This is a genomic window from Campylobacterota bacterium, from assembly GCA_020633995.1.
In the GTDB taxonomy this organism is placed as follows: domain Bacteria; phylum Babelota; class Babeliae; order Babelales; family RVW-14; genus JACKCO01.
This window is the reverse complement of record JACKCO010000003.1, coordinates 659,226-677,634: the sequence shown is the minus strand read 5'-3', so window position 1 is coordinate 677,634 and position 18,409 is coordinate 659,226. Positions and strand designations below refer to the sequence as shown.

Annotated in this window: 17 protein-coding genes; 12 read left to right on the top strand and 5 right to left on the bottom strand. The window is 41.6% G+C overall.

Features of this window, described 5'->3' with window-relative positions:
* Positions 1-6 precede the first annotated feature (6 nt).
* From H6679_02875 to glmM, 4 genes are all read right to left on the bottom strand, one after another.
* Entirely contained in the window at positions 7-1,302 is a 1,296-nt protein-coding gene (locus H6679_02875) for a hypothetical protein (GenBank protein ID MCB9493192.1), read from the bottom strand.
* A gap of 337 nt (positions 1,303-1,639) precedes the next feature.
* Positions 1,640-2,686, bottom strand: coding sequence for a hypothetical protein (locus H6679_02870; protein ID MCB9493191.1), 1,047 nt, complete (start codon positions 2,684-2,686; stop codon positions 1,640-1,642).
* A 6-nt stretch (positions 2,687-2,692) separates the two neighbouring features.
* On the bottom strand, positions 2,693-3,382 hold the full coding sequence (locus H6679_02865; GenBank protein MCB9493190.1) for a DUF502 domain-containing protein: 690 nt from the start codon (positions 3,380-3,382) through the stop codon (positions 2,693-2,695).
* 10 nt (positions 3,383-3,392) lie between these two features.
* On the bottom strand, positions 3,393-4,727 hold the full coding sequence (gene glmM / locus H6679_02860; GenBank protein ID MCB9493189.1) for a phosphoglucosamine mutase: 1,335 nt from the start codon (positions 4,725-4,727) through the stop codon (positions 3,393-3,395).
* Positions 4,728-4,936: 209 nt separating this feature from the next.
* Between glmM and H6679_02855 the strand changes: the two genes are divergently transcribed.
* Both H6679_02855 and H6679_02850 read left to right on the top strand, forming a co-directional pair.
* A complete protein-coding gene (locus tag H6679_02855; GenBank protein MCB9493188.1) occupies positions 4,937-5,497 on the top strand; it encodes a LysE family transporter in 561 nt (186 codons plus the stop codon).
* A 135-nt stretch (positions 5,498-5,632) separates the two neighbouring features.
* A complete protein-coding gene (locus H6679_02850; GenBank protein ID MCB9493187.1) occupies positions 5,633-8,500 on the top strand; it encodes a hypothetical protein in 2,868 nt (955 codons plus the stop codon).
* Positions 8,501-8,562: 62 nt separating this feature from the next.
* Here H6679_02850 and H6679_02845 read toward each other — a convergent pair whose 3' ends face one another.
* On the bottom strand, positions 8,563-9,234 hold the full coding sequence (locus tag H6679_02845; protein MCB9493186.1) for a helix-turn-helix transcriptional regulator: 672 nt from the start codon (positions 9,232-9,234) through the stop codon (positions 8,563-8,565).
* A gap of 208 nt (positions 9,235-9,442) precedes the next feature.
* On the opposite strand from H6679_02845, the gene H6679_02840 reads away from it, so the two are divergent.
* The 10 genes from H6679_02840 (at position 9,443) to H6679_02795 (ending at position 18,384) form a co-directional block, all read left to right on the top strand.
* The gene (locus tag H6679_02840) at positions 9,443-10,123 is read left to right on the top strand and encodes a ribonuclease HII (protein MCB9493185.1); all 681 of its coding nucleotides are present in this window, start codon (positions 9,443-9,445) and stop codon (positions 10,121-10,123) included.
* Positions 10,101-10,730 (top strand): hypothetical protein, encoded by a 630-nt coding sequence (locus tag H6679_02835; GenBank protein MCB9493184.1) that lies wholly within the window; start codon positions 10,101-10,103, stop codon positions 10,728-10,730. Before H6679_02840 ends, H6679_02835 begins: the two co-directional genes overlap by 23 nt.
* Positions 10,731-10,864: 134 nt before the next feature.
* The gene (locus tag H6679_02830) at positions 10,865-13,309 is read left to right on the top strand and encodes a leucine--tRNA ligase (protein MCB9493183.1); all 2,445 of its coding nucleotides are present in this window, start codon (positions 10,865-10,867) and stop codon (positions 13,307-13,309) included.
* Between the two features lie 15 nt (positions 13,310-13,324).
* Complete coding sequence (locus H6679_02825) at positions 13,325-13,984, top strand: fructose-6-phosphate aldolase (protein ID MCB9493182.1); 660 nt, start codon at positions 13,325-13,327, stop codon at positions 13,982-13,984.
* Between the two features lie 30 nt (positions 13,985-14,014).
* Positions 14,015-14,413, top strand: a complete 399-nt coding sequence (locus tag H6679_02820; GenBank protein MCB9493181.1) for a hypothetical protein — start codon at positions 14,015-14,017, stop codon at positions 14,411-14,413.
* A 23-nt stretch (positions 14,414-14,436) separates the two neighbouring features.
* Positions 14,437-15,246: an ankyrin repeat domain-containing protein gene (locus tag H6679_02815; GenBank protein ID MCB9493180.1), complete on the top strand. Its 810-nt coding sequence runs from the start codon at positions 14,437-14,439 to the stop codon at positions 15,244-15,246.
* 164 nt (positions 15,247-15,410) lie between these two features.
* Entirely contained in the window at positions 15,411-16,304 is an 894-nt protein-coding gene (ftsY, locus tag H6679_02810; GenBank protein MCB9493179.1) for a signal recognition particle-docking protein FtsY, read from the top strand.
* A gap of 12 nt (positions 16,305-16,316) precedes the next feature.
* The gene (locus H6679_02805) at positions 16,317-16,883 is read left to right on the top strand and encodes a hypothetical protein (GenBank protein MCB9493178.1); all 567 of its coding nucleotides are present in this window, start codon (positions 16,317-16,319) and stop codon (positions 16,881-16,883) included.
* Between the two features lie 5 nt (positions 16,884-16,888).
* Positions 16,889-17,749, top strand: coding sequence for a peptide chain release factor N(5)-glutamine methyltransferase (gene prmC / locus H6679_02800; GenBank protein MCB9493177.1), 861 nt, complete (start codon positions 16,889-16,891; stop codon positions 17,747-17,749).
* Between the two features lie 146 nt (positions 17,750-17,895).
* Positions 17,896-18,384: a hypothetical protein gene (locus H6679_02795; protein MCB9493176.1), complete on the top strand. Its 489-nt coding sequence runs from the start codon at positions 17,896-17,898 to the stop codon at positions 18,382-18,384.
* The last annotated feature ends 25 nt before the right edge of the window (positions 18,385-18,409 follow it).

Below are 18,409 nucleotides of genomic sequence, written 5' to 3'. Positions count from 1 at the left end.
AAGTGTCTATTTTCCAGCTAATTCACAAATCTTTTTATGAATTGGAGAAACGATAAACGTATCAACAAGCTTCTCACTCAGTTTATAGATGATGAAAACACTCAGTAATACTGTAGTTGTTTTGACAACTTTTGAAGTAATATTTTGTCCCTTAAATGCACCAAATTCTTTCTCAAGGTCATCAAGTATTTTGTCAACATACCCTTTACCAACAGTAGTTGCATCTTTGGTCGCTTCAATAACATCTTGAAGTTTGTCGTCGCAATGCTTATAAAACTTACGTGCTTCTGGGCTGAGATCCTCTGTTGTCAATAGGTGATAATATTTCTTCAAAAATTTAATATCGCTATTATCATGCATACTACTGATCTCATTAACCATTTCAAGCAATAAAACTGGCTTTTCTGCTCTTTTAACAATACCATTCTTTTTAAGATACTGTACTACAGATGCTAAATGGCCCTCATCTTTAAGTACCCATTTCATAGGCAGACCAGCATTATACTCATCAAGTAACACGGTGCCTTTGTACTCGCCTTTTACAAAAATGCTTTCAAGCATCTGCCCAAGAACTGCTTCACGCTGCCCTTGAAATTTCTTCTCAACCTGAAGGCCTGGAAGATAAGCATATTTTTGAAATGTCCATACTGGTTTAAGATCAACCAAATGCTCAGCCTGTGTTACCAAACTAGTCGAACCAGATGACTGGTCCTCATAACCACAGTTAACCAAATCAGTCACACCAGTACGTGGATCAAACTTCATAAGCATTGGATATTTGCCAACACTATGAAAAAATGCAAATGGCTGATTAAAACGAGTATACTCTTTTCGTGGTGCTGATGGATCATAGTTCTCTTCAAGCTCATCAGCTTCTTCAAGCAATGCCTCGACTAGTTCACCATCATTTTGTACCGCTTCAAGCACTTGCTGAGAAACCGCACCGATGAGGTTATTTTCAGTAATTACTTGCTCAACTGGTTTTAACAAATCAACAGCTTGCTCAAGATTTTCGACGGCTTGGTCAACCTGCTCTGGTGTTACTGATGTAGTAGGTTTAGGCTGCTCTGCTTGTGTAGCATCAGCAGTTGCATTTTCCTGTTCTACAGAAACTTCTGAACGAGTTGTAAATCCTTCAGGCAATGCTGGCAAACTTTTTTCTTTGCCGAACAATTTTTTCAATGATTCTTTGTCTTGTGCGCTCTGAGTTTTTGCAAGAGCAAATGGCTGGTAAGAACAGCTCAACAACAAACTTGCACACAACAACAGACGAGATGAAACAACACCAACCCTTTTCTTCATGAAAAGTGCTCCCTCTTAAAAAATTACACTATCATTATAAAACACAACGTAAATAACTTTTTCAGTATCATATAAAACAATCATTTTTTCAACTAGAACAAGCTATTTTTCAGACTCTCCAGACCCTTTAATACTCTTTGAAAGAAATATGTCTATCGCAAAAAATAAAAAAGACTTACCTATTTCACAGTAAGCATCTCCAAACACTCGTCATGCCGGCCCACGAACCGGTATCCATGGCTATACTCAGGTCAAAAAACATAGGTTTTATCTTTTAGAAATGGACTCCGGGTCGAGCCCGGAGCGACGAGCTTATTTGTCAGGGTGACGAGAACACTCAAGCAAGCACAAATAAGCTACTGAGCAAAAATAAGAACACAGGAAAATAGAGCATCAACAGCAGCCATGCACTCACCCCTGAGCCTAACACCAAAAAATCACCCCAAATACCCAGCAGCGTAATCAAAAAATAGGGAATGAAAAGAACAAACCACGATCGCTGAGCACTCCCAACAAATAATGCAAACAACACAAACGTCAGTAATGGATAGAGTATCAAATGCATATATTCAACAATGCGCTTGAGCGCTGCATACAACAACTCATTACGAACGTTCCATGGCACATGCATCCCCTGACCAAACACACAGCCCAACAAGTTAGCCAATGTCGGTACCTGAACGTCAGCCTTAAGTTGCGGTAAAAAGCCCTGGAGCATAATGGTCTGTTCAACCAGCTGTGAGTGCTGACCGGATGCTTGATCATACAAACGCGCTTGCTGTACAAGCAAAGCATCAGCATCATTGCCAAAATTAAATGTCGGTGCTGTTATTATTTTTTTCAATAAAAAGACATCATCCACGTAGAGCAGCAGCAGGTTTGTACCCTGCCCTGTTCTAAAGTCGAATGAGCCAACGTGTCCAAATACACCATCGTCAAACATAAGCCAACGGTCGACAATAGCATCTACCGATTGCTGCTTAAATGTTTCAAGCTTGTATCGTTGTGCGTGGCTGGCTAACGGCACAATCCAGACTTCTTTGACTACCGCAATTCCCCCGGCAAGTAAAAGCCCCGCACCAAAAACATAAGCCATGCATTTTTGTGGCGTTAGACCTACCAGATTCAAAACATCCCACTCATGCTGGCTTGCAAGCTCACGCAGCAAAAAAAAGGTTGCCAGCCAGCTTGCCTGTGGGGCAAGGTCAAAGAGTGAAACAACAAAATTAATGCCTACAAAGTAAGCAATATCTGTCAAAGAAGCGCTGTCGGTCCGAACCACTTTTTCGACAAACTCTACAAAATTAACCAGTACCGCAAGTAAAAGGCTAAACGTCAAAAAATAGGCGCTAAAACGTCGACTCAGATAGGAGATTAAAACCATACACGTTTACTTTAGCGGCATCTCAAGTGGCGGTAGCGCCTTAAGGCTTTCGGGTGTTACCAGTCCGCACGAAACAAGGACTTTAATCGCCTCTTCAAAGGTAACATCGGTGTGAATAATATCATCTTCAGACATGATAAAAAAGTAACCCGTTGTTGGGTTTGGTGAGTTCGGCATGAAAACTTTATAATACTTTTCATCAGGGCGCTTTTTAACTGCTTCAGGAATGACCTTTTGATAGCTATCAAGAGCATCTTCAAGCAAAAAAGCCATGTGGTATTGACCCTTTTTCGGGTAGGGAATAAGAACAACTTTGCGCTGGCCAACCTTAGTAGAATCAGAAACCTTAAAGAAGTCGACCAGAATTTTTGCCGATGAATACACAATGCGAATAAACGGTATTTTAGCAATAACTTCTTCACAATAACTCACAACACTATGCACGATAAAAAATCGCAAAATAGCGCCTAAAGCTAAAATAAAAATCATGATCAGCACAAATTCAGAACCGGGAATACGCTGAAGATAATCTGGCTCTAAGCGTCTGAGTGGTTCGAGCATACGAACCGAAAAATTGTACGCAAAATTAATAAAAAAGACTGTGGCCGCAATCGGAATGATCGTGAACAGGCCACTCAAAAACAAATTTCTGATATGCGCAAAAAAATCTAGTACTTTTTCAACAATTTTATTCACATGACACCCTTTATGAGGCATTTAACATATTTTTTAAATCACGCGCTAGGTCATAGGCAACCGTATGAGCAAGATCATGAGTCGGGGCCTCGGTCATTACACGCAGCAAGTCTTCAGTACCAGAATAGCGAACAACCAAGCGACCAGAATCAAGCTGCTCACGATATTGGTCAATAACTTGTGCATACGGCGCAAACGATAAATCATTTTTTTTATCAACAGGAACGCTACACAAGACCTGTGGATACTTTTCAAAGGTTGTAAAGTCCCAATTACCAGAACGCTGCAGTTCACGCAAAATGCTGAGTGCAACAAAAATACCATCTCCGGTTAACAGATAGTCTGCCAAAATCAAATGCCCAGACGCCTCACCACCAAGCAACAAACTATCCTGCTCAAGCTGCGCTGCAACATACTTATCGCCCACAGGAGTACGCACAAGTTGCTTGTTGTGCTTACGCAAAAACACCTCAAACCCTTGGTTGGTCATAAGCGTGCCAACCACCGCCTGCATGTTTTGGTAGCGTGGTGACAAGCACAGCAATGCCAACATGTCATCGCCATTTTTTATCTCACCATGCTTGTTAACTGCAATGACACGATCACCGTCACCATCAAATGAAAAACCGATATCCGCATTGTGCTCACGCACAACAGCTGCAAGTTTGTCTGGGTACAGCGCGCCACAGCCCTTGTTAATGTTGCAGCCATCAGGGCAAACATTAAGCGCAACCACCTCTGCACCAAGCTGGGCAAAGATATCTGGGGCTAATTTGTACGTTGCACCGTGTGCACAGTCAAGTACTACACGAAGCCCTTTAAACTGGCGCTTATCAAAAAACGAAAGAATATGACATGCATATGCCTGTCCAGCTTGCCCCCACTGCTGCAAGCCATGCTCCACACGAGAGCCAACAATGCCCTGCTGATAACACTGGCTAAAGAATGCCGTAATACTTTGCTCATCTTCTGGCGTAATTTTGCACGTCGTGCCATCCAGCACCTTGATGCCATTGTCATGAAATGGATTATGTGATGCGGAAATAACAATGCCCGCATGAAAATCATCCTGGCTATGCACCAATGATGCCACAGCCGGCGTTGGCAAAATACCGCCATCAATAACAACACAACCCTCATACACTAGTCCAGAAACCAGCTGTGTCTTAATTCGGTCACCACTCTGGCGAGTATCGGCACCAATCAATAGCTTAGGCGTTTGTGTAGCATACTTTTCACACGCCCACTGCCCTATACAGCGACCAAGAGCATATAATGCATCATCGGTGAATGGAAAAATATCAGCATTACCCCGTATCCCATCAGTACCAAACGCGATTTGCATTGCCCTGCTCCTATTTTTTTATGCTTAATTGTAATTTTGAAATAAATCTTTTCTCCCAGCCTTTCATTATGTTAAAATAATTTACCATAAAAGGATAATTTAATCTCAACTTAAATGTATTAATCGATATCATGATTCATTATGTGTTTTTTATAAAATGTTTTACTATTGGAGTTTTAGCTGCATCCGCTGTCGGGCCGATCTTTGTCATGACATTTAATAACGCTGCAATTCATGGTTTCAAAAAAGGCTTTTTGACTGCATTTGGCGCTGCACTGGGTGACGGATTTCTTTTGCTCATGGGTCTTTTTGGAGCACTGAGCATTGTTGAGCAGTATCAGTACGGCAATTTGTGTCTTGATATTGCCGGCGGCATACTCCTGATCACTATTGGCTCACTCACGCTCAAACGACACTACAGCGCAACACAAACCACGACAACAAAACGCGACTCTGCTCTTGCAACCGTAACAAAAACATTTTTGCTCACAACAGTTAATCCCGTCAGTGTTGCATTTTTCGTATTTGCCGCATCCAAAATTTTACCACTCAAGGCAGGCAGTATGCCAACACATATCCTTTTTGTCGGCAGTACAGTAACAATCAGCGCTTCAACCAGCATTTTGGGTACTGTGGCGTTCATTGCAAGCTTTCTGGGCAGAAAAATCAATCCCCAACGCCTTAACTACCTAACCACACTAACCGGTATTTTAATGTTTTGCACCGGTATATGGTTTTTGGGCAAAAGCATTACCTTCTTTTTGGACTAAACCTCTTCGACAGCGCCGACACCCATAAATTCAATCATTAATTTATAAAAAACCAAATAGCTTGATTATTTTCTTCCTGAATCTTTACACTGATGCTGTATTGTATCGTTAATCGATTTAAAGGGGACTCTTGTTATGAATAAATCACGTTTTAGTTATTTACTGGCTATCGCTTTGGTGCTTACTACGTGCAGCATACTTAATGCCAGCGAACTTGATGCAATGAAAGCAAAAGGTGCGACGGGGGCACCACCGCCACCTCCTCCACCGCCAGGAGGTATCCTTCCCTCAAAACGAATCCCTAGCAGTGTTGAAACTGATGCAGGTACAACAAAACCAGCTGGCCCATCAAAATTTACACCTCCAATGCCTACGGGAAAAGCTGGATTACTCGATGAAATAAGAGCCGGAGGGTTCAAACTTAAACCAGCTACCGAAAGAAAAGTACCGGAAAAATCTGTAAAAACAGAAGAACCCCCCAGTATACAAGAAGCATTGCTAAAAGTTTTCCAAAAGAGAAAAGCGGCTGAAGAAACAACAAAAAAAGATGAAGGAGAAGACGTAGTCAAAGAGGACGAATGGGATGAACCCACCACGCAGACTCCCGTTTTCAAACCAACAGTAACACCCAAACAGGTTCAACCAAAAGTCGACACCAAACCCAAAGCAAGACCCCTCCCTGCAAGACCCGCAGCTGCAAAGCCTATGGCGCCAGCATCAGTAACAAAAAAACCCGACCCTACTCCCGCCGCACCACTTGACATGAGCAAAATAACCGGACGACGAAAGTCTATTGGAGATGAGGCAGATGAGGTTGAAGACGACGACTGGGATGATGCAACTGACGCAGCAAAAGCAAAAGAAGCCGCTACTGCAAAAGCCGAAGAGCCTAAAACTGAAGACCAAGCTATTAAATTCGGCGACGAAGACGAAGAAATAACCGTAATCAAGGAAGAAGATTTTGAAGCAATAACAGAAGCGCCAAGGCTTGAAGATGAACCAGATAGAATTCCTGAGAAAAAAGAAAAAACGACAGATGACGACGACGATGACGACATGCCAGAACTTGAACTTATCAGTGAAGGAAAGGCAAGGGACTTACTTAAACAAGCACAACAACAAGAAATTGCTAAGCTGAAACGACAGATTAAAGAAAAAGAAACCACACTACAAAAAGTAACCGAACCAGAGAAAACAGCCGACGAGCCAGAAGCAATTCAACTGCTCAGAGCGGTCAAGAAAACTGTTCCAGAAAAAAAGGCCACAAAAGAAAGCTTGAAAGCAGATATCAAAGACTTGAAAAAATCGATAGAAGCTATTGAAATGGGAGCCATACGAGTAAAAAGTGAACATAGTGACGGAACAAAGAAAACCCCTGAAGAAAGAAGAAAAGAAACTGATGCTATCTTAAACAAACGTAAAGAACAAGTTGCGCCAATGAAGCAAGCGCTTGAGAGTAAACAACGAGAGCTCGAGATCAAAGAACTAGACCCAAATACCGTTAGCAACTTCACGTCTCTTGGCTTTCAACAGCTTAAAGCAGCACAAAACAGTGATGATCCTCAAGCTGTACAAAAAACTTTTGATCTCTTACTTGATAAAGCTAGCGAACTTGCTGCAGATAAAGAAGACGGAGTAGGATACATAAACTCAATACTTGAAGCCGCATTATACCGCCCTCAGTTTAAAACGACTGACGAATATAAAGAAGATCTTCGAGTAAGAGCAACTGATACTGCTATAAACACCTTAAAAGCAAAAACTGAATCCGCGAAAGAACAAGACATCAAACAACTTGCTACAACAATCGCTCACGCACGTAATATCGGTAAAGAAAACGAATCGTTTAGCGTTATTATGGGACGCCTTGAACCTACCCAGTTACGCGTTCTTGCAAATCAATTAAAGCAACCAGGTCAGCAAGATGATGTGTTGGTTGCCAAAAGAGTAACACCTGATCAATTTGAAGGAGGTGTACAAACTCTGCTCAAAGAACTGATAGATATGGCCGAAGGAGATGGCAAGGGAAGAGACAAGAGAATTATACAAAACCTCAAAGAGGCCCACAAACAAGACGTTATTGGAGAAAGCGGTATTGCCATGTCAACAAATCAAGTACTGCGTAATGTTTTTGAAAATACTTTCTATGCAGACAAGCTCGGCCTAGATGACGATCAAAAAATAACTATTCTTAAGAACGGCATCTCTAACGGCCTTGAAGTTTTGAAGGCTGCAACAACAGAAAATCAAAAAGTTAGCACTCTTCAAAATGTCCTGGTCGATACAATTGGGTATGCTGGCAAACTAAAAGATCCGCAAGTAGCACGTGAAACACAAGGCCAAATAGTTAAGACATTAATTGAATACACCAAAGATGTTGATGGCAACCCAGACCCTAAAGTAATTGACGTTCTACATCAAAAAGTCAAAGATCTCAAACTTGACGAGGATGCCCAGCGTGAGATTTATGCCGAAAACCCAGAGCTCATGACAAAAGTTGCAGAAGAAAATGAAGCTCTAACAAATGCCGCTCAAGACGCCATTGCAGGTAATGGTACTCTTTCTCCACATGCAACAAGAATGATTAACCAAACCGAAGGCATTGATGAGGTATATGCAGCAGGAACGGTCTACAACACAATAGTGGTAAACCCGAGCTACGCAGACGCAATGATCCGTATAAATGAAGAAGCTGGTGGTGATTTTGAAGTTGATGCCTTAGAAGACATGTTTGTAAACAACCTAATGCCACAACCAACACAACAACTACCTACAGCAGCTATAAAAGAAGTAAACAATCTTGTGGAAAAGGCCGCCAGTGACACAAAACCAAGCTTTAAAAGTAAACTCAAGGCTTTATTTTCTCGACCTAAAAAAGAAAAAGAACCTAAACCTAAAAAAGAAAAAGCAACCAGTAAAAAACGTAAGCTCTCATTTCCTAGTTTGACCGGAAAAAAGAAAGCTAAAGTAGATGCAGGAGAGTCTGATCTAGAGAAGCTCTAACTCAAGCCACTAGAAAACAAAGTAGGCCATGGCAAATTACCATGGCCTACTTTATAAAAAGACTATCCAAGCTTTTGATAACGATAAATCACTTTACCGATAACTCTGAAATTATCTTTGCCTCGTACAAGCGCAACAGGCGGATTTTTGTGGTTGACTGACTCAAGTACAATAAAATCGTCCATGTAGGTAACTTGCATAATCGCTTTGGTTACGGTGTCATTACCGTACTCAACAGCGGCAATATCGCCCGAGCGTGTCCACACCTCTGGTGAGACAATCAAATAGTCGCCTTTGATAAAGTTTGGCGCCATAACGTTGTTTTCGACACAAAAACAAAACATTGCATCGTCAACGTTGTTAAATACAGGAACAAATACATCTTTGTAGCCAGTGGTTACTTGCGTAACCTGATTGTTGTATGGTGACGGATTTGACGGGATGTCGCCAACAACGGGAACAATTTTAAGCTGCAGATCAACATTTGTGTTTTCTGGCATCTTGACATTGTTGTCTACATTATCAGTCCTGCTTTTGCGCTGTGCAAATAAATCAACAGGATGAGTACCAAATGCGGTGGCAAGTTTTTTTAACGCATCTTCATTCCAACGGCGCGTGCCATTTTTGATGTGCGTCAGGTAACTTTCGGACATGCCAGTTTTTTCTGCCAAAATTTTTGTTGTCCAACCCCTCTCTCGCAGTAATTCTTTTACGCGTAGCTCTGTCGATGACATAACAACTCCTTTTAAAAACTTTTATTACTAGCAATGACGATGCCACAGCTGTGACCAATATAAACCATGTCAAATAGAAATGCCACTAAATTTCCACAATAAATAAATTTTCTTCTAACACTTTTATGAGAAGTGCTTATAAAAATAGCAAAAAAATCATTCTTTTGAGATAATAATTTTATATTTTTTTAACCCGAAAAATAAAAATATGAAACAATCAAAAATAACTGCAAATTATTTTGAACATGATGCGTGGAAAAATAACGCGTATGTTTGCGGACTTGATGAAGTTGGCAGAGGCTGTTTAGCAGGTCCGGTGGTTGTTGGCGCTGCCATTTTGCCAGTCAATACAACATCAAACTTGCTCAAAGATTCAAAGGTACTCGACGGAAAAAAACGCGAAGAAGCGTTTGTCTGGATAAACAAACATTGTCTATGGACAACGGTATCTCTTGATCACCACATCATTGACCACCTCAATATTTATCAGGCAACACTACGCGCTATGAAGCAAGCAACCGTGCAGTTGATGGCCCAACTTCCTTTTTGCAAAGATCGGCTCAAGTATATTGTTACTGATGCCATGCCACTCAAGCTCCCACAGGTATTTATGCATGAAAAGCTTGAACTGCATCACTTTACCAACGGTGAAAAATACTCTACATCGATAGCTGCAGCATCAATTGTTGCCAAGGTAACGCGAGACAGGCTCATGGAGCGTATGGACAAACACTTTCCGCAGTTTGGCTTTGCATCACACAAAGGGTATGCAACAAAAAAACACCTGGCCAGTATCAATACTCATGGACCACTGATAATCCATCGTAAAAGTTTTTTGAAAAAAGTTATAACCATTAAGGCCGACCATGGACAACAGTGCCTCTTTTAATACAAATGATCAGAAAAATAATGCTGTACACTTTGCAGAAATTGTTGAAAGCTCACTCGAGCTGGCAACTGCTCAGTGTTGGCAGTGGGATTATTTTCCAGAATTTGGCTCACTCGTACAGATAAACCAAAAAGAGCGTACACTCATTGGCTGCGTCAGTCATATTCAAACAGGCTCAATGGACCCAACACGCTACCCATTTCCCTATCAAAAAACTGAAGACGAGTTGGCAGCTGAACAACCACAAATTTTTGAGTTTCTTAAAACAACCTTTTCTGTACAAGTGTTGGGCTACCAAGAAAATAATAAGTTTTTTTATCAGCTTCCGCCTAAACCAAGTAAAATTCATGCCTTTGTAAAGCATTGCGACAAAGAGTTGTACCAACAATTTCTACAGCAGCACGACTATCTTCATGTACTCTTTGCGTGCAGCAGCCAGCATCACAACCTTGACGAGCTGCTACTTGCGTTGCTCAAAAATCTAGCCACACAGCAACTTTTAAGCAAAGCACTGCTCGAAAACTTCTGCCACACATTCTCCCTGCTGACCGGCAATGATTACCGCCGTCTCAAACTCTTTTTACAACGCGTACAGCATCTTCTATAAAAACCAACAATTTTTGGGAATTATTTTCTGTGAGAAAATAATAGTGAGATAGAACTTGTTTTCTTGCCAGACAATCTCTACAATAAAGCGAATAAGCAAGATAATACGCATACATTTCAAGGAGACCAACGACCATGGCCTATGACTTTAAAGCCGTTGAATCTAAATGGCGCACACGATGGAAAGAAAATCCATACTACAAAACCAAAGACAATTGTCAGGATAAAAAATACTATTGCCTAGATATGTTCCCATACCCATCTGGAGCTGGACTACACGTTGGTCACTGGAAAGGATATGTCCTTTCAGATGTGTATGCACGTATCAAGTGGCACCAAGGGTATAATGTATTGCACCCAATGGGGTGGGATGCATTTGGCCTGCCTGCAGAAAATGATGCCATTCGTAAGGGCATTCACCCAAAAATTGGTACTGAAAGCAACATCAGCAACTTCAAAAAACAACTAGCCACCATCGGCGCTATGTACGACTGGGACAAAGAACTTAACACCACCGACCCAGAATACTACAAGTGGACGCAGTGGATCTTTCTTGAAATGTTTAAAAAGGGACTTGCTTACGAATCATCCATTCCCATTAACTGGTGCCCTAAGTGTTTAACCGGCCTTGCAAACGAAGAAGTGGTCAATGGTGGTTGCGAGCGCTGTCACACCCCAACGGAAGAAAAACCAATCAGACAGTGGGTACTCAAAATTACTGACTACGCCGAAAAACTGCTTGAAGGACTTGACCGACTTGAGTGGTCTGAAAAAGTAAAACTCATGCAGCGCAACTGGATTGGTAAAAGCCAAGGGCTTGTCTTCACCGCACCAGTCAAAGATACAGGCATGAAAATTCAAACGTTTTCAGCACACTTTGAGTCATTTTGTGCTGATACCTTTGTCGTCATTGCACCAGACCATCCACTCTTGCCTGACCTGCTTGAAGGTACACCAACAAAAAATGAAGTGCTTGAGTTTTGTGCAGAGCTAGTACGCAAACGTGCAGAGCGCGGCAACGAAGCTGAAAAAGAATCTGAAGGTATTTTTACTGGACGCTACATTGTTGATCCAATCGGCAATGGCGACCTACCAATTTGGGTTGCAAGCTTTGCAATCAAAGACTATGGCACCGGAATCGTAAAATGCTCTGCTCACGATGAACGTGATTTTAAATTTGCTAAAAAATATAACATCCCACTCAAGCCTGTTTTGTTTCCTGAAGACAAAGAGCAGGCAGCACGTGTTGCCAACCTTGAGGAATGCTACACCGACATGGTGCATGGCATCTTGCAAGCGCCTGCAGAATTTGCGGGCAAACGAGCTGGTGACCATCGCCAAGACATTATTGAGTACTGCGAAAAGAAGGGTTATGCACAACGCAAAACGCAGTACAAATTGCGTGACTGGATCTTCTCTCGTCAACGCTATTGGGGTGAACCAATTCCACTAGTACATTGCGATGCATGTGGCGTTGTACCTGTTCCTGAAAGCGAACTGCCTATTAGATTGCCTGAAGTAGAGCGTTATGAACCAACAGGTACGGGCGAGTCTCCGCTGGCTAGTGTTGACGAGTGGGTTAACACGACCTGCCCTGAATGTGGCAGCGCTGCAAAGCGTGAAACTAACACCATGCCGCAATGGGCTGGCTCATGTTGGTACTTTTTGCGTTATCCAAACCCACAGCTTGCAGACAAACCATTTTCTCCTGAAGATATGAAACACTGGATGCCCGTTGACTTGTACGTCGGCGGTATCGAGCACGCAATCTTGCACTTGCTGTACGCACGCTTTTACGTCAAGGTACTCTATGACCTTGGCCACCTGCCATTTGACGAACCGTTTGCAAAACTGTTCAACCAAGGCATGGTCTGCATGAAAGTACCGGGCACTGATCGCGTTGAGAAGATGTCAAAGTCAAAAGGTAACGTGGTCAACCCAGATGACATCGTCAATGACCTCGGCTCAGACGCCCTACGCATGTACATGATGTTTATGGGTCCACCAGAACTTGACACAGAATGGCAAACAGACTCTATCCGCGGCGTAAAAAACTTTTTAAACCGCCTGTGGGCGTTTTTAACCAATGACAAAAATATTGCCTTACAAGCAGCTGATGAAAAATCACTCAAGCGATTCCATGCATTCTTAAAAGACTTTACAACGCGAATCCACGACTTTAAACCCAACACCGCAGTCTCCGCGATTATGGAGTACTTGAATGACCTTGAGGCTGACAAGTGCGTACTTGACAAACAACTGCTTGAACATTTTTTGGCGGCAATTTCTGTCATGGTGCCTCACTTTGCAAGTGAACTGCTAGAAACATTGGTTGGCAAACAGCTTGCAGATTGTTCATGGCCTGAATATGACGCAGCGCTGGCTGAATCTGATGAGGTTACCATTGTCATACAAGTTAACGGCAAAACACGAACCTCACTGGTTAAAGCAAAAGATGTTACGCAGGCAGACATTGAAAAAGAAGCTGCTCAAGCAGCTGAAAAGTGGTTAGCTGGTAAAACAATCAGAAAAACCATTTTTGTGCCTAACCGGTTAATTAACTTTGTTGCCACACCATAAAAAAGGAAAATGTAAATGAAACTATTTCTTGATACTGCCGATCGTGAATTAATCAAAAAATGGGTTCCAACAGGACTGGTTGATGGCATTACAACAAATCCAACCCACCTGAGCAAGCAAGGCCCTAACAGCAAACAAGTACTACTTGATATTTGCTCGATGGTTGAAGGCGATGTTAGCATTGAAGTTGTTGAAAAAAAACCCGAAGCTGTAGCAGCACAAGCACGTGAAATAGCAAATCTTGCGCAAAACGTGGTTGTCAAAATACCATTCAGTCCTGAGTACCTGCCTGTTATAAAGCAACTCTCACAAGAAAATATTAAAATCAATGTGACGCTTGTTTTTAACACGCTGCAAGCACTTATGGTTGCAAAACTTGGCGTCGCCTACATCTCGCCATTTGCAGGTAGACTTGATGACATCGGGGCAGACGGTATTGCCACTATTGCAGATATTGTTGCTATCAAAGAAATATATGATCTTAAATCAGAAATTCTTGCAGCATCAATTAGAAGTGTACAACACTGGCATCAATCTGCACTTGCAGGCGCTGACGTAGCAACACTTCCTCCAACGGTGTTTGAACAAGCAATGCATCATCCGCTAACTGAAAAGGGAATTGCCCTTTTTGATCGAGACTGGCAAAAACTTGGTAAAGAAAAACTACTAGGTTAAAAAAACTATAAAAAGGAGAAGGGATTCTACATGTTTGAAAGGTACATTTCTATTGTATTTTTTTCTTTGGCACTCTCTACTGGTCTTTGCCTGACAACACAAAAACCTAGATTAGAACTCCGATCTCTAAACACTAACAAAGACTCTAAATGTTGGGTTGATTATGTTTGTGGGCTGATTGATCTTTTAGCAACACTAGAACTCAATCAGCTGCAACTTGATGATTTGTGGAACGCTGCTCACGGCAATAATGTTCCAATTGTAAGCGGTCATTTAGCACGCGAATTTTTTAGCCACGGCTTTGCTGATGAACGAGGTTTTTTGATTGAAGAAATAAAAATTGTCTTGCAAGCATTAATGACAAAAGAAGATGAATTCGTATTCATCAGCAATGAATACGAATTTTCAGACACAGATAACGATAAATAAGAAAACTCAACGGAAAGGAGCAAATGATAAAAATAGCACATAAGGCTTTTTTTCTTCTTGCTCTGATACATTACAGTACAACCCATGCTATTGCCCCCGTAAAGCCTGCAACCTCTTGCCACCGTTTACCACTTTACACACATAACAAAATGCAAGAACTGAAAAAAATTCCGGTTTACAAGCAAACTGAACTACTGCCCTCTCGACCACTCTTCCCTCGTTTTTTCACAGCGCTCTCCGACAAATTACAACAACAAAAAAAACATATTGCTATACCTGCAACTCGACAAGACTACACACCAAATGCTACTCCAATCCATTTCTTCAAAACAAAGCCAGAACTACCACAACGACCACTCCCACTGCATTCAGCAGTCCTTGAACAGGGACCAGATGCAATAAAGGAACACCTTAGAAAAGGTGCATACATCAACCAACAAGACAACAGGGGATTAACCCCACTCCACGTTGCAGCAAAACAGGGCAACAACGATGCGATCAAACTCCTGCTCTCTCACGACTGTCCAGCTCAACAACAATCGCAAACATTTGCTCCACAACCATGTAGTGCACAAAGCTTTATCGGTTCATGTTGCCGCCCCTACACATCTGGCATGAGACAACTTATTTCCTGCAAGGCCGACACAAACAGCACTGACAACAAAGGACGAACCCCACTACATCTGGCGGCAAAATATGGAAACCTTGATGCTTGTAAACTATTGCTCTGGCATGGCGCCGACCGAATGTTACTTGATGGCAACTCTCGTTCGGCATTAGACTATGCAATTTTAAAAAACCACGAAGATATAACCAAACTACTCATGAGCTAGCTGGTAACATGCTTTAACCAAGCAAAATCACAAATAGTACGCCACAACTAAAATCTCATCACAAAATTGTTACGTTTTTACAATGTTTTTTCATCTTTTGTGGTAATCTTGGTAAAATCGTTGTAGTAGCTCTGTCTCTAGTTTCTGCACTAACAAGGATAGTCATGTTCGGATTCATAAAAGAAAAATTCAAAAAAGTTTATGACAACTTCACGAGTAAAGTTTCTTCACTCTTTACTACAGGCAAACTCGATCAAGCTTTTCTCGACGAACTCTCACGCCTTTTACTCTCAGCCGATACCGGCGTTAAAACAACCAATAGTATCATTCAAAAGCTTCAGGCAGACATTGGCAGCAATAAAATAACCAGCCTTGAACAAGCAAAAGATGAATTAGAAGTCTTACTTCAAGAGCAACTTACAACAAAACACGTGCCAGACAAGCAGCCGCATGTTTTACTTATGCTTGGCGTGAACGGAACCGGTAAAACAACATTTATTAGCAAATATGCCCATAAACTCAAACGTGATGGGGGTAAAATTCTTGTTGTCGCTGCAGATACATTTCGGGCTGCTGCTCCACAGCAGCTACAGGAATGGGCTGCTCGTATTGGCGTTGAAATTTTTTTAGGCAAGCAGGAGCAAGACCCCGCTTCAGTTGTGTTTGATGCATGTGAAAAATTCAAGCAAGAAAACTTCTCACACATCATCATCGATACTGCCGGTCGACTACAAACAAAAATAAATTTAATGAAAGAGCTGGAAAAAATAAAAAAGATCGTTCAACGTCAATTGCCAGATCATGACGTTCACACCTGGCTTACCATTGATGCCATGCTTGGGCAAAATAGTCTTGCACAAGCCGAAGTATTTGGACAAGCAACCAGTGTTAACGGTATCGTACTTACCAAGCTTGACGGCAGTGGAAAAGGTGGCATTGTCTTTTCAATCATTGACAAACTCTCCATACCAATTGTATATGTCACCTTTGGAGAAGGACTTGAAGACATTAAACCATTTGATGGCCAGCAGTACGTACACGACTTACTACACGGCTAAAAGGAGACTTCTATGAAAAAAAACCTCAGACGCGCACTGATGCTTTCCATTCTTTTCGCTCCATACGCTACGCATGCAAAAAATCCAATACAATCATTGCGTAAAATACGTGACCAAGTTGAGCGAGCAGTAAAACAAATTCCAAACATGTCAGTTAAAGAATTGCTTACACGAAGCAAAAATAAGACATTACCGCCTGAACAAGAACTACTTGAAAATGTGTTGCTCGACATTGAAAGCATGCTAAGCAACGCCCACTGGTGTAATCAAACAGAGTTTATAACACAGCTGCAATCACTTGCTCAAACTGATGCGGCTCAAGCTCGCCAGCTTCTACAACACACCATCAAACATACGTACAAAAAGACGTCAATACAACTTCACAGTTTTTCACAAAGCTTGCAAAGCGAACAAGGGCAACTAAAAAATTACATTAACAAACTGCTACCACACATTAACAAAAGCCCAAGTCAGACACGATCAGCAGGAGAAATTAAGCAAATCTGGAACCACTTAAGCGCACTGAATGCACAGCTTGATATGCTCAGCACCATTGCTGACACGCTTTTATTGAACTAACTGCTATGACAGCTACACTTGCAACAGTGGTTGCACAACTACAGCAGCAACTCCCTGCCGAACAAGAAGCATGGTGGTTACTTGAAAAGGTAACAGGAACAAGCAAAGCAAAACTTCTTGCAAATAAAAGCTTTCAGCTAACGCACGAGCAGACTAAATTGCTTGAAAAACTGGTTGACGAACGTGTTAACGAAAAAAAGCCGTTACAGTATATTCTTGGCAGTGTACCATTTTGCAACCTTGATATCATAACCAGGCCACCTGTTCTGATTCCACGGCCTGAAACTGAAGAATGGGTTAGCTGGCTTATTACGCAATTAGATCCTATTAAAAATGAGCCGTTACACATTCTCGATTTATGTACTGGGTCGGGATGCATTGCACTCGCGCTGAGCAAGGCATTACCCAATGCCAATGTAACTGGTGTTGACATTACATCTCACGCAATAGAACTTGCACGGCAGAACAAACAACACAACAATATTGGTAACTGCACGTTTATACAGTCAGATTTGTACACGCATCTCCAAAACGATATAACTTTCGACTTAATTGTAAGTAATCCACCATATTTAAGCGAACATGAATGGCAAGGCCTTGAACAGGATGTAACACAGTGGGAAGACAAGACAGCATTTGTTGCAAACGCAGGAGGTCTGGGGATTTACAACAATATTATTGAACAAGCACACAACTATCTCAAAAAAAACAGTGTCTTACAAAGCCACACAATACCCCAGCTCGTGCTAGAGCTGGGAACAAATGCCAAAGCCGTGCAAAAAACCCTTGAAACAGCAGCCTTGAGCAATATCACGATCTACAAAGATCTTCAAGGAAAGGACCGATGGATTAGTGCATGCATTTGACATATTTTAATACAAAGGGTAAAATAATTGATAAATGGAGCGTTACTCTTTTTTGTACTTCTACACCAACCTTTTGACTATTGTTCTTGATTAATTTAGGGAAAAGAATCGTCTTAATTGGCGTTATTTTATGAAAGGTATGCATTATGAAGTTTCTATCATGTAGTAAAAAAATTTTGGGCTTAGCATTTGCTAGCGCATGTTGCTTGTGCCTTTTAACCACACCGCACAATCTTGCATCAAAAAACAGGCAAAGCAAACAATCGTTTATTTTTTCTGAATCTATGCTTATCAAAGATGCTGTCAGCAAAATAAAAAAGCAACTCAAGCAACGTGAAGGCAGCCCATACTTTGTCTCATGCACCTATAAAATGCACAACAACAAACCTTTAGAAATAGGCACCAAAACCTATTTTCGTAACTACCGCAAAAAGCCTGCATACACCAACGAAGTAATCAACGCCAACGCTGGTGATGCCCAGGCAAGCCGCATTATTGAAGTCACTTACAATAAAGCTCAGGATAAAAATAGCATTTCAATTATTGAAAAAAGTAAGCGCAAACATGCCAAGGCAAGCAAAACTGTTGATGTGAGCAACTTGCTGAAAGATGAAGAAACCTCAAGCGCTGTTTAAAACATACTATATTTTCAGATAATCA